This window comes from Arthrobacter sp. B3I9, assembly GCF_030816935.1.
Taxonomy (GTDB): domain Bacteria; phylum Actinomycetota; class Actinomycetes; order Actinomycetales; family Micrococcaceae; genus Arthrobacter.
This window is the reverse complement of the sequence record NZ_JAUSYO010000001.1, coordinates 220,427-232,194: the sequence shown is the minus strand read 5'-3', so window position 1 is coordinate 232,194 and position 11,768 is coordinate 220,427. Positions and strand designations below refer to the sequence as shown.

Genomic DNA, 11,768 nt, shown 5'->3' with positions numbered 1-11,768 from the left:
CGGGGCGGGTCCTGGGCCTACTTGCCCCGGATCGCGCGGGTGCGTACGAGTGCCGTCACGCCGGCGGCCAGACCGAGCAGTCCGGCGCCTAGACCGAACCAGCCCGCCGTATCGCCCGCGGCGGACTGGGGCGCAGCCGGGGCCGGCATTGCCTGGGCGGAGGCGGACGCATGGCTGGCGGTGTGCTCGGCTTCCCCGGCCGTGGTCACAAACGAAGGAGCGGGGTGTTCGGGTTCGCCCTGGCCTTCAACGGTCTTTTCATCCCACTTCACCTCGGTCCCGTCCGTGTAGGTCTGGGTCGTAGGCAGTGTCACGGTGGTCCCGGCCTCGGGGAGGACGCCGACCGAGAGGGAGAACGACTGGTATTCGTTCTGCCCGATCTGGTGGGCGGCATCCGCCGTCCACACCACGGAACTGGGTGCCTTGGTGATGGTGGCCCCGGCAATGGTGACCGGCTGGGGCAGATCACTGGTGGTGATCTCGGCTTTCCAGCCCTCGACCGGCTTCACGGATACCGAGGTCAGCGGGGTATCGGTGGGCAGGGTGACAGCGAGTTTGGTGGTCTTGGCGGTAGCGGACTCGTTGGGCACGTTGAAGGTCAGGTGCGTGTAGCCGCCCGCGGCGGTGTCGTCCGGATTGACATGCACGTGGGCCGAGGCTGCTGCGGCACCGGCGGCGAGCATGCCCGCCGTCATCGTGGCGGCGGCAGCGGCCTTCAGGGCGCGGTGGAGGGAGGATTTCATGGCAGAGGCCTTTCGCAGGAGAAAACGGGGTAGGAACCGGACGGCGCGGTTGCCGTGCGGTGAAAGCAGCGTCGCCTTCCTGCCTCCCCCTCTCGTCGGAAGGTTCGGTCAGGCGGCGGAGGCGACCGCCGGTGGCCCCCGTCGTGAGGGCAGCCGCAGCCCCGGATGGGCTGGAGGATCAATGGCGGCTCCCGCGCAGGGGCCGGGTAGGCGGGCCGGTACGACGACGGCCCGTTCGGGCTGCCGCAGGAGAGGACGAAACCACGACGCCAGGACTCCGAGTGCCTGTTCGCCCCGCGCCAGCAGCAACGCGGTGGCCAGCGTTGCCAAGGAGTGGGCGGCGAACATGAGCCCCTCCGGTGCGGAGTGGAGCGGCGCTAGCATCGCGGATGCCGCGTGCGACGGGAATGATCCCTCATGTCCGGCATGGCCGGGCCCGAGTACTCCCGTGGCGGAGGTTCCTGCGGAAAGGGTGTTGAATGCCCAGTGCAGCCAAAGCTGTTCGAGGCCGAGCAGCCCGGCCAGCACGGGAAACGACAGGCGGAACCGGGTGAGGGCGGCTATCGGGACAAGGGTTATGGCGCACAGGGCGGCCATAACGGCCGGTTGCGGCAGCCTGCCATCGCCGGCCAGGTGGCCGCCCGCCGCGAGGCCGAGAATAACCGATCCGATCAGGCCGGTGCGGAACAGCCGGAAGGAGGCACGGGGCATCATCGGCGTTCCTTTCCGGGAGATCAACAATTCGTGGCAAGGCCGAATCAAGTCTACGGTCCGGCTACGGGCGTCCCTACATGTCACCGGTTCCGGTGCCTTGGCCGGAATCCTCGCTCCCGCCATCGCTGTCGGCGCCTGCCGGGGACCCCGAGTCATAGGCGGGGTCCACCACTGGCGAAAGCGCGTCCGCAAGAACGTCCGGCATGCTTTCCTTCTGGCCCTCTTCGGGGCCTTCGTCTACCGGGGCGTTGCTCATGATGACCACGCTAGGCCTGGCCCGGCCGTGTGTCGAGTATCCGCCGCCGGCAGCTGAATAGGGGTAGCTGGGCCATGGCGCGGTCCTGCCATGGCGTCACTCGGGTGCCGCGGCCGTTCCCGAAGGGCCGCCGAGGAGTTCTTTGACCTGCGCGACAGGCAGGATGCGTCGCGTGCCTGTACAGGTGCGCTCGCTGGGCCCGGGTACGGGGATTCTGATGTGGGATTCCAGGGCTTCCGAGCGCTTTAGCCGTCTAGCTCGCGGTGATGGAAACGTCATCGAGATAGGTGTCGCCCATCTGACGGGCATGTTCAGCTCCGACCTGGACACCGGTCAGGGCCCTCGCGGACGTATTCACGGTGCTGCTGGAGTACAGAAGCTGGTCGTCGAACCTGACGTCGATCGTTGAAGCAGGGCCGCCCGCCACGGCATGCAGCTCCAGGTGGTGCCAGGCCCCCAGCCCGGCCACCCTGCCAAGCCTGGTGTAGGTGAAGGTGTCGTCGGGGGCGGCAATGCGTAGCCACATCTGGCCGTCTATGTTGTCGCGGAGTACATCCATCACGCGGACGGGCCCATTGAAGAAACGGAAGTACGGCACGTCGTTGTGGAAGAGGCCGGCTGTGGCCACCTTGAACCAGCCGTCCGCATAAACCTCTTTGGATCCGGGGGGCAGCGCGGCGGAGGACATCTTCGCGAGGGAGCCCGCGTCGGCGGTGACGTGCAGGTGGGCGCTGCAGCCCCCCGAGCGGTGCTGGTCTGAGGAGAGGGTGACGCTTCCGGTGCCGGCGGTGGCCGGAACGAAGTTGTCCAGAGTCCCGTCCTCGAACGAGGTTTGGACTATGGTGACGCCGGGGTGCGGGCCATAGTGCATGGCCGCTGATGGGACGCAGACCGGAGCCGCTGAACCCGCTGTGGAGCCAAGGGAGAACAGGCCGGTCATTCCGCCGATAAGGACCGCCGCGAGGCCCAGCCGCAAGGCTCTCTTCATGGCGCTCCTCCCCGCCCGCGGCGCCCCTTCATCGGAGGAGGGATGCAGAGGGCATCATTGCCGACTGTCCTGCACAGGCGGGACACAAACGCGTCCCGGTAGCCCATCTTCCTCCAGCCACTCCCCGGCGGCAACGCCCCGGCCCGCCATTGGTCCGGCGCCCCGCTGCGTGCAAGGAAAAGTAGAGGCCGGCGGTCTATCTTTTGCCTCAGGACGCGGCCATCAGCCCAGCGCGGGGCGGGCCATGGGCATTCACCCCCTGAATGCCGGCGCCCTGAACGCTGGCCCCATGGTCTCGAGCCCATGGGGCCAGCCTTGCGTGCTAGACCGTGAGCCGTCAGTCGAGGGCTGCTACGGGCCCGCGGTACGTGACAGCGTCGGCCGCGTCCAGAACCTCCAGGACTGTCAAATGTGCCGCCTCAGCCACTTCCCTGATGGACTTGCCGTTGGTGACAGCCGCGGCCACGGCGGAATGGAGATTGGCGAAGTCCGCGCTCGGAGTTGCTGTTTCGAGCCGTGCCGCAGCCTCTTCTATGGCCAGGATTTCCTCATCGTTCACCGGTCGTCCTCCAGTCGAGTCGCTGCTTCATTGCGGTCAGTAGCAGCGGCGCGGTCATTTGGGTGACGCGCTGCAAGCCGTCGTCACACACTATCGCAAGGCAGACAGGTCTGTCCCGTGGCCGTGGCTGCTAGCGGAGGGCCGCCTCGCGTGGTACTCCGTCCAGAGGGTCCACGGTGGCTATCCTGGGGGCGTTCAGGAGTGCGCCCAGCAGGGCTCGGGCGGCCGCGAGCAGGACATTCACCTCAGGGCTGGCGAGTTCGTAGAACAGCCGTCCGTTGCGCCGGAGCGGCACGATCAAGCGCTGGCGGCGAAGAACGCCCAGGTGCTGGGACAGGTTCGACGGCTCAAGTCCTGTGCTGTCACGCAACTGACTCACGGCGACGGCCCCGTCGGCCAGCATTTCCAGGAGCTGGATCCGGGAGGGGTGTCCCATCGACTTGAAAAGTTCGGCTTTCAGATCAGTCAGGATCAGGCCTGCGTGAGGATCATTCGGCACCGGACGTTCCTCCTCACATTCCACTACGGAGAGCCGTGCCCTGCGAAGCCCTTGACGGAAAATCAGCAAACACGGACAGAAAAGTCTGTCTGGCGACGGACGTAACACGTGCGCGCCGTACGTATATCGTAGCGTCGGCCCGCAGGTCATGTCGCATGAGTGGCAGTTGCCGGACCCCTCTTGCGCAGATGCGCTGGATAGTTCAGACTTTCATGAATTCGTGAATTCGGGTGCCTCCTCTGTCGGGTTCGCACCCGGTCCACGAATTCACGCTGGGCCCGGTGACAAGGGCGTCACCGGGAACAGTGCTCTCACGTCCAAGAGGTCCAATGACGGGCATGTCCGCCGAACAAAGTCTCACGGAATCTGTAGGCCGCACCGCCCTTGCGCGGGCCGTGACATCCGGAGCATCATAGGCACTTCCGGGGGACGGGCAAGTCCGTCGCTTGGGCCCGGGTGTAAACTTTTTCCACAATGACTGCCAACGACGCCGCCGGTCCCACGTTGTTGCCCGCCGCGGCGATGGCCGGACGGAACGATCCTGCGGACCGCATTCTCGCCACCGCCTATGACCTGTTCACCCGCCGAGGTATCCGCGGCGTCGGTGTCAACGAGCTGATCAACAGTTCAGGCGTCTCCAAGGCCACCTTCTACCGGCATTTCCCCTCCAAGGACGCACTGGTGCTTGCAGTACTGGAGCTCCGGGACCAGGTGTGGACCGTGGACCTCATCGTGGCCGAGGCGAGGCGTCGTGGGAACACTGCCGAGGATCAGCTGCTTGCCGTGTTTGATGTTTTCGGGGATTGGTTCCTGCGTAAGGACTTTGAAGCCTGTACGTTCATCAACGTCCTGCTGGAGATGGGGCCCGGACATCCCTTGGGTAAAGCCAGCATCGGATACCTCAGCGGGATCAGGGGCCACATTCAGGCTCTGGCTGAGGAGGCAGGGCTCAACCGTCCCCAGGAGTTCGCCCGGTCCTGGCACATTCTCATGAAAGGCTCGATTATTTCCGCCACTGAAGGAGACTTCCTGGCATCAAAGCGCGCCCACCAGATGGCCCGCTGGCTGATCGAGCACCACCGGAACCTGTAAGAGGCGGGCGCCTCAGTTTTCCGGCGTCGCCGGTTCCTGTGCCGCGCCGAACCGGGCCAAGGATTCGACCGGTACGCCTGCCGCCTCCGCCACTCTTTCCACGGGCACGCCTGCCGAGAGGGCGGCGGCGATCTGCGCGTCGAACGCGGCTTTCGCCTGGTCGAGGACCCATTCGGCGGCTTCGAGTTCCCCGGTCCGCGTAACCAGGGCTACGAGCAGCTGCTCGTGCTCGTCGGGGCATGCGCCTTCCGCGGTGTCGAGCGCCGGCTCTGGTTCCGCGTAGAGGCTCACATCAATCTGGGCGATCGAGAGCGGGAGGGTGTTTGTATCGGCGAACGGTTCCATGGAGAGTGCCTTCTTCAATTGACGAAGCAGTGCTCCGCTAAGCGAAGGCAGGCCTCTGGCGACGGAGGAGACCGATCAGTCTTCCTACTGACATAGAACGATACAGAGCAGCCGGTCAGAAGCGAAGTCGAGAGGGCGGCGAAATAGGCACCGCCAGCTCATGGTTCCCTCGGACGCCCTGCCTGCTAACAAGTTCATCTCATCCAGGGACAGACTAGTCGGTCTGGCTGTACTGTTGCTTCACGGTCGACCGCGGGTCTGGTCCGGGAAGCCAGACCCAGTAGGACGGGTGGCCGTATGCGGGTACCGGACTCAGCCGTGACCCGGAACAAAGGAATAGCCAATGCTGATGGAGCCGCCGTCCATTCCAGAGCGTCCTCAGGGCAGAGGACCTTCGCGCCAAGGACCCGTGCCGCCGGCTGCCGGCGGGCTGGCGGGGATACGCCGGCAGGAAGCCTGGCTCGCGGAGCAGTTGCCCGCCCGGTCGGAATCGGAACCTCCCGCAATCATGGGTACGCGGGTCGAGGAGGTTCTGAAAGACCGGATGCTGGTGACCGCCCTCCAGCCGATCCGGCAGCTTTCCACCGGTATGGTTGTTGGCGCCGAAGCGCTGACGCGGTTCGTCAGCCATACGGGCGAGCCGGCGGGGGCCTGGTTCGCGGCAGCGACCGAGGCACGGCTTGACGGCGAGTTGGAATTCGCGGCGCTGGAGGCCGCCCTCGCTGCCACCGAGAACCTGCCCGCCCCACTGTACGTTGCACTGAAACTGTCCCCGGCCACGTGCCTGCACCCGCTTTTGCCGGCGCTACTTGATGAAGCGGCGCCTGCCCTGGGCCGTGTGGTCCTCGAACTGACCCGCCCCTTAGCGCCGGAGCAGCCGGCTGCCCTGGTTGCGGCGCTGGCCCCGCTCCGCCGGCGCGGGCTCCGCCTAGGGGTGGGGCACCTCGGTGCATACTGCAATTCCATCCGCCACATCAGGCAACTAAGACCTGACATCGTCAAACTCGACCGCAATCTTGTCGCAGGCATCGATGGCGACGCGTCCCGGCACCACCTTGGTGAGGCGCTGACCACGTTTGCCGACCAGCTCGGAGCGGTACTCATTGCGGAAGGCATCGAGACCGCAGCCGAACTGGCAGCGATCTCCGGCCTCGGCATTACAGCAGGGCACGGTTATTTTCTCGGCAGGCCGTCCTTACGGCCCCGGGACTGGGCCGCATGGAACGATCCAGCGTTCATCTTGCCGCGTTGAGGGGCGTCAGCAGCAACCTGCTTCCTCCCGGACGGCTCCCTTGCCCCTACGGGCCTTTGTCCGGCCGTCAAGATCGGACGTGACGGGCTTCTCTGCGGTCCGGGCCGTGATTCCGGAATTGCGCAGTGCCTTGGCAGCGACTCCTTCCGCCTCGGCGGCCAGTCCGATCAGCAAGTGTTCCGGTGCTGTCGAAGGGACGCCTATGCGTGCTGATGCCCGGTGCCGACTTTGCTCTGGCCAAGGGCCCACGCCTCGTTCCGGGCAACGTCCAGGACACGGTGTCCTGCGGGGGTCAGGCGGTCGAGGAGGTCAGCGTTCGCTTCCTGCACTGACTTCATCCCTTTGGTGTTGCTGCACCGGGCCAGGCTTTTGGCTGGTGACAGGCCGAGAAGCGAGGCCACCGCCCGGGAGAGCTTCCCGGGGCGGTACGGTTCGTCTCCCGGTTGCCCGCTCATCGTCCCGAATCCACGAACCGGACTCGGTCAGCGATTGCGCGGGCCTGCCAGGTGAGGGACTCTCCGATGACCACGTCTTCGCCGTCCTTGCCGGTGGCAATCACCTCGGCGCGGGTTGGTGTCATGATCCGGATCTCGGCGCGGTTCCCCGCGGGGACCCTGTCAACCAGCGCGGCGTAGGCGTCGCTGTAGTCGGTAAAGCTGCCGACACTGACCACCGTCGGACCCGCCACGTTGCGTTCGTTATAGCGCTGCACCGCGAAAAACTCGTCAGGCGCGACCTCAAATTCAACGGCACGCTGGGGCGCGCGCCAGTCACCATACTTGCGGGCAATAGACGCTGTGGGATAGACGAGAGCGCGGGTTCCGGGCTTGAACTGGTCTTCTCCGTCTTCGCCGCGGCCGACGTCACGGGGAAAAATGCTCATCACTCCACGTACTGTCCGTCGCCCGGCAAGCTCGCCGGCGCGCACCGCCTCTTGGCGGCGGACGTCAGCCATGGGATCTTAAGGGCGCCTGGATAGGCCAGTCCTGACCTTCCAATATGAACTGGGCACAGGTGTCAGTGGCCGTGTTCACGATAATCGGGGCAAGCAGGTTAACCGTCGTGGCACCGTTGCGGTGGTTGGCTATCACGAACATGGCGGCTTCTTCCGGTGACGCCAGTTCCAGAACCGCCGCCTGGCTGTCAGTCAGTTCGGGCCGGTAATCCGGTACGTACACGGCCGGGTCAAGCAGGAACATTCGTTTCCCCGGGTCAGCGGCGGCCTGCAGGGCATAAAGCCCGGTACCGTCCAGTTGCTCGAGGGTGAAGTCGGTCAGCGGATCCAGGCCCGGGGGCGGGGTCACAAAGCTCAGGTGCGTCACCGCAGGAAGTCCATGAGGGTCTGGGGGAGAACCTTCGCCGTGACCGCCAGCGCGGCGCTGTAGTTCGTCTGCTGGAGCTGCAGGTCAAGAAATGCCTTGGCCATGTCCACGTCTTCGATGGTGGCCCGCTGGTCTTCCAGGGCTCCTTGCTGTTTCATGTTCACTTCCTGCGCGCGTTGTATTTGTGCGTCACGGCTGCCTACTTCCGAGTGCCGGGTGATGATGGTCTCCATACGCTTGTCGATGGCGCCCAGGCTGGCACTCGCATCTGCGCCGGAGCGCAGGTCCGCGACAACCTTCCCAACGAGATCGAAGACGTTGCCCGGACCTGCGCCGAAGACCGCGGCGCCGTCGACGTCGACGCGCACCGACACTCCGTCGGCGACCCTTCGGGTCACGGCACTGTTGGTTCCGTTGAACACCGGCGGTGAGGTGCTTGTGAAAGCCACTGCGGCGTCGGTGTTGCCGGCAAAAACGTTCCGGCCCATGAATGTCGTGTTTGCCTGGTTCAGGAGTTCCGTGCGCAGCACGTCCAGTTCGGCGGCGATGCCTTCACGGGCCGAGGCGGACAGGGTGCCGTTGGAACCCTGGAGCGTCAGGTCCTTGACCTGGCGGAGTATGTCCGTTGTGTTCGACAGCGCGGCGTCGACTGTGGTGAGCCAGCCGCGGCCGTTCTCGATGTTGCGGCCGTACTGGGCGGCGGCAGCCTGTTGGCCCCGGACTTGCAGCGAGGACGCCGTTCCGGACGGATTATCGGAGGGCCGGTTGATGGCTTTCAGGTCTCCGGCCTGGGCCTGCACGCGGGCCAGCTCTGCCTTGTTGGCGCCCAGATTCCTTTGGGCGGACATCATGAGGGTCTGGTTGGTGACGCGGGTCAGCATGGTTATCTTCCTACGATTCCGGTGCGGTTGATCAGGATGTCCAGTGCTTCGTCGATGGCGGACATGACACGGGCGGCCGCTTGGTAAGCGTGCTGGGCGGCCAGAATGTTCACGTTCTCCTCGTCCAGGTCAACCCCGGCTCCGGAGAGCTGGGACTGTACCGCGGCCGCTGATACGGAGTCAGCGAGCTCGCTCCGCAGCAGCTCCGACTTCGCACTGACACCGGTGCCGGTGACGATGGTCGACCAGAGGCGGTCCGGGGAGGCGGTGCCGGTGCCCACCTGGGAGATCAGATCCGCGTTGGACCCGTCATAGGCGCCCGCTCCGGGAGCACCGGTGGCGAGCTCGGTGGAGTCGGCCGGCTTGACGGTGAGGCTCAGCGCAGGGTGGGTGCCGGGGGCGATGGCGAAGAAGTCCGTGCCCGTGGCTCCGGTTCTGGTGGAGCCCGCGCGGTGTGCTGCATTCACCGTAGCGGCGAGGTCAGCGGCGAACCCGTCGTAGGCTTTTGCCGCCTCGGCGATCGGCCCGCCGTTGCCTCCGCTGGCCGGTGCCAGGACGGAGAGCGTCCCGGCAATCCTGCCGCCGTCCAGGGCGACCGCTTGGCCGGGCCGGTCGGCCCATTCAAGTTTCACAGGGGTGGTTGCCGCTTCATCGAGCCGTGGAGCCCCGGTCACGGTGACGGTGCGGGACGAGGTGCCGGAGACGATCGAGTTGCCGCCCACGACCACGTCCAGTGTGCCGTCCGCGTTGGAGCGGACGCTTCCGCCGGCGAGTCCCGCGATGCCCGTGGCGAGCATGCTGCGCTGGTCAATGAGCTCGTTGGCAGATCCTCCTGCGGCGAGGGTGGAGCGGATCTGGCCATTGAGGGCCGCCACCTGGGCGGCAGAAGTGTTCAGGTCAAAGGCCATCGCGTCCACCGTGCCACGGGCCGATTTCCACTGCTCGTCCAAAGCTGTGTAGCCTGCGGAAATCTTGGATGTCAGCACCGCGGCGTTCTGCAGCAGCACCGCACCGGTGGCCGGGCTTTCCGGCTGGTTGGCGACATCACCCCAGTTTGCCCAGAAGGTGTTCAATTGAGCGGAAATGCCGTCGGGACCGGGTTCGTGGAGGTTCCCTTCGATGGCCGCGAGGGCTTCGGCGCGGGTGCTGGCGTATCCCCCCTGTGAGGCGGCGGACCGGACCCGCGAGTCGAGGAATGTGTCACCGAGGCGGGCAATGGCATCGATGTTCACACCCTGCCCGGCCGCCGGCCGCGGTGACGCGGCGAGGCCTACGTTGGCGGGCGCTCCGACGGAACTACTGGTGACCCGCTGCCGGGTGTAGCCCTCGGTGCTGGCATTGGCAATGTTCTGTCCTGCAGTGTCCATGGCCGCGCGGGCGGCACTTAGCCCGGTGAAGGCGGTGTTCAGGGATCCGAAAGTGCTCATGTCGCTGGTCCTCTAGAGTCTCGTGTCAAAGAGGTTGCCGGCACCGGCCGTGCCGGCGTGGTGCGTGGAGCCGTGGGCGTCGTAGGTGCCGGTGCGGGGCAGCAGGGTGGCGGCGGTCTCCTGGGTGGAGCGCGCCGCGGACCGCAGGAAGGATTCGTTGAGGTCCCGGAGTTCCTTGATCTGCGCCGTCTGGGCTGTCATGGCCTCCAGATGGGCACGGAAAATGTCACTCCACGGCCCCGGAGGGGCAGCATCGGCAATGTCGTTGAGGGTGGGCAGATCCGCCTTGACGTTCCATTCCTCGGCCAGCGAGTCCACTTCAATGGCTCGCGCCAGGCCTGCAGAGCGAAGCCGCTCGACGACCCGCTCCACTTCGCTGGTGGCGTGCTGGAGCCAGCGCGTCCGCCCCGCGGTCAGCAGCAGTTGTTCCTCCGTCAGCTTGAAGATCAGCAGGTCCAGAAGTTCACGCTCCTGCCAGAGCAGGGCTGACAGCTCGTTGGCCCTCATGGTTCACGTCCCTCTAATTTGTTCCACGCGTGCGAATGGCGTGATGCGGCGGGACCGCAAGCCGGTGCTGGCGTCCTCACCAATAACCATCGGCAAACCCGGGCCGCCGGTAACTGATCCGGTGAACAAATCTTGCGTACTGCAGCAGCAGCGGCCCTTTGGCCCGCCGCCGCGAACATCCGGAAAAAGTTTCTTTCGCGTTTTGCTTACGAACCTTGGCGGGGCCGCCGATAGCCATAAATGACAGGCCACGGATGGCCTGGAAGTAGCACCAGACCCAATCATGGAGGAAACATCATGGGCATGCAGATCAACACCAACGCACTGGCGAACAACGCCTACCGCAACCTCAACGAAACACAGAACAGCGTGTCACGGTCAATGGAGAAGCTTTCCAGCGGCCTGCGCATCAACCGCGCATCCGACGATGCTGCCGGCCTGGCCATCTCCGAAGGGCTGAAGTCCCAGGTGTCCGGTTCGGCTGTAGCCGCGCGCAACGCCCAGGACGGCATCAGCGTCATCCAGACCGCCGAAGGTTCCTTGAACGAGGTTCACTCGATCCTGCAGCGCGTCCGTGACCTGGCCGTTCAGGCTGGCAACGACTCGAACAACACAGAATCGCGCAAGGCGATCTCCACCGAAGTGGCCGAGCTCGGCAAGGAGCTCACCCGCATCGGTACGTCCACCAACTTCAACGGCATCGACTTGCTCTCGGCCGCCAAGGCCGGCACCGCCCTGACGTTCCAGATCGGCGCCGGCTCCACCGCGGGGAACGATCAGATCGATGTGAAGCGCTTCGACGTCGAGGGCATCGGCACGGCCATCTCGGCCCTCGCCAGCGGCACGGGCTTCGACACGGCTGGCGATGCCCTCACCACGATCGCCGCTGTAGACGGGCAGATCAAGTCCGTTTCGACGGCTCGGGCCGAACTCGGCGCCAGCCAGAACCGCTTCGAGAGCGTCATCAAGAACCTGCAGGTCTCCAAGGAGAACCTGTCGGCTGCGAACTCCCGTATCCGCGACACCGACATGGCTGAGGAAATGGTCAAGTTCACCAAGGCCAACATCATGGCCCAGGCCGGCACCGCAATGCTGGCCCAGGCCAACCAGTCCGGCCAGGGCGTTCTGTCGCTCCTGCGCTAGGCCCTTCCGGTAACGGAGACGCACTAACAGCCGGTGGCGG

General features: G+C 65.6%; 17 protein-coding genes. 3 read left to right on the top strand and 14 right to left on the bottom strand.

Going from position 1 to position 11,768, the window contains the following annotated elements:
* Positions 1-17 precede the first annotated feature (17 nt).
* From QFZ65_RS01210 to QFZ65_RS01185, 6 genes are all read right to left on the bottom strand, one after another.
* Positions 18-743, bottom strand: coding sequence for a YcnI family protein (locus QFZ65_RS01210; RefSeq protein ID WP_306907617.1), 726 nt, complete (start codon positions 741-743; stop codon positions 18-20).
* Between the two features lie 108 nt (positions 744-851).
* Positions 852-1,457, bottom strand: a complete 606-nt coding sequence (locus QFZ65_RS01205; protein ID WP_306907616.1) for a hypothetical protein — start codon at positions 1,455-1,457, stop codon at positions 852-854.
* A gap of 73 nt (positions 1,458-1,530) precedes the next feature.
* Complete coding sequence (locus tag QFZ65_RS01200) at positions 1,531-1,713, bottom strand: hypothetical protein (RefSeq protein ID WP_306907614.1); 183 nt, start codon at positions 1,711-1,713, stop codon at positions 1,531-1,533.
* 253 nt (positions 1,714-1,966) lie between these two features.
* A complete protein-coding gene (locus QFZ65_RS01195) occupies positions 1,967-2,701 on the bottom strand; it encodes a hypothetical protein (RefSeq protein ID WP_306907612.1) in 735 nt (244 codons plus the stop codon).
* Between the two features lie 337 nt (positions 2,702-3,038).
* Positions 3,039-3,260: a hypothetical protein gene (locus QFZ65_RS01190; RefSeq protein WP_306907611.1), complete on the bottom strand. Its 222-nt coding sequence runs from the start codon at positions 3,258-3,260 to the stop codon at positions 3,039-3,041.
* 130 nt (positions 3,261-3,390) lie between these two features.
* The gene (locus QFZ65_RS01185) at positions 3,391-3,759 is read right to left on the bottom strand and encodes a helix-turn-helix transcriptional regulator (RefSeq protein WP_306907609.1); all 369 of its coding nucleotides are present in this window, start codon (positions 3,757-3,759) and stop codon (positions 3,391-3,393) included.
* A gap of 474 nt (positions 3,760-4,233) precedes the next feature.
* On the opposite strand from QFZ65_RS01185, the gene QFZ65_RS01180 reads away from it, so the two are divergent.
* The gene (locus QFZ65_RS01180) at positions 4,234-4,851 is read left to right on the top strand and encodes a TetR/AcrR family transcriptional regulator (RefSeq protein WP_306907607.1); all 618 of its coding nucleotides are present in this window, start codon (positions 4,234-4,236) and stop codon (positions 4,849-4,851) included.
* A 12-nt stretch (positions 4,852-4,863) separates the two neighbouring features.
* Here the strand turns inward: QFZ65_RS01180 and QFZ65_RS01175 are convergent, their stop codons facing one another.
* Complete coding sequence (locus tag QFZ65_RS01175) at positions 4,864-5,196, bottom strand: hypothetical protein (protein ID WP_306907606.1); 333 nt, start codon at positions 5,194-5,196, stop codon at positions 4,864-4,866.
* A gap of 409 nt (positions 5,197-5,605) precedes the next feature.
* On the opposite strand from QFZ65_RS01175, the gene QFZ65_RS01170 reads away from it, so the two are divergent.
* Entirely contained in the window at positions 5,606-6,448 is an 843-nt protein-coding gene (locus QFZ65_RS01170) for an EAL domain-containing protein (RefSeq protein WP_306907605.1), read from the top strand.
* A gap of 6 nt (positions 6,449-6,454) precedes the next feature.
* Here QFZ65_RS01170 and QFZ65_RS19075 read toward each other — a convergent pair whose 3' ends face one another.
* From QFZ65_RS19075 to QFZ65_RS01140, 7 genes are all read right to left on the bottom strand, one after another.
* Positions 6,455-6,697 carry a Clp protease N-terminal domain-containing protein gene (locus QFZ65_RS19075; RefSeq protein ID WP_373427549.1) on the bottom strand — a complete coding sequence of 81 codons (243 nt, stop codon included), beginning with the start codon at positions 6,695-6,697 and terminating at the stop codon, positions 6,455-6,457.
* On the bottom strand, positions 6,649-6,903 hold the full coding sequence (locus QFZ65_RS01165) for a hypothetical protein (RefSeq protein ID WP_306907604.1): 255 nt from the start codon (positions 6,901-6,903) through the stop codon (positions 6,649-6,651). The genes QFZ65_RS19075 and QFZ65_RS01165 overlap by 49 nt, the downstream gene beginning before the upstream one ends.
* Complete coding sequence (locus QFZ65_RS01160) at positions 6,900-7,331, bottom strand: hypothetical protein (RefSeq protein WP_306907603.1); 432 nt, start codon at positions 7,329-7,331, stop codon at positions 6,900-6,902. Before QFZ65_RS01160 ends, QFZ65_RS01165 begins: the two co-directional genes overlap by 4 nt.
* A gap of 64 nt (positions 7,332-7,395) precedes the next feature.
* Positions 7,396-7,770: a flagellar assembly protein FliW gene (locus QFZ65_RS01155; protein WP_306907602.1), complete on the bottom strand. Its 375-nt coding sequence runs from the start codon at positions 7,768-7,770 to the stop codon at positions 7,396-7,398.
* Positions 7,767-8,651, bottom strand: a complete 885-nt coding sequence (gene flgL, locus QFZ65_RS01150) for a flagellar hook-associated protein FlgL (protein ID WP_306907600.1) — start codon at positions 8,649-8,651, stop codon at positions 7,767-7,769. The genes QFZ65_RS01155 and flgL overlap by 4 nt, the downstream gene beginning before the upstream one ends.
* Positions 8,652-8,653: 2 nt before the next feature.
* On the bottom strand, positions 8,654-10,078 hold the full coding sequence (gene flgK, locus QFZ65_RS01145) for a flagellar hook-associated protein FlgK (RefSeq protein WP_306907599.1): 1,425 nt from the start codon (positions 10,076-10,078) through the stop codon (positions 8,654-8,656).
* A gap of 12 nt (positions 10,079-10,090) precedes the next feature.
* A complete protein-coding gene (locus QFZ65_RS01140; protein ID WP_306907596.1) occupies positions 10,091-10,585 on the bottom strand; it encodes a flagellar protein FlgN in 495 nt (164 codons plus the stop codon).
* Positions 10,586-10,882: 297 nt separating this feature from the next.
* Here QFZ65_RS01140 and QFZ65_RS01135 point away from each other — a divergent pair, with 297 nt between their 5' ends.
* Positions 10,883-11,728 carry a flagellin gene (locus QFZ65_RS01135; protein ID WP_306907594.1) on the top strand — a complete coding sequence of 282 codons (846 nt, stop codon included), beginning with the start codon at positions 10,883-10,885 and terminating at the stop codon, positions 11,726-11,728.
* Positions 11,729-11,768: the final 40 nt, after the last annotated feature.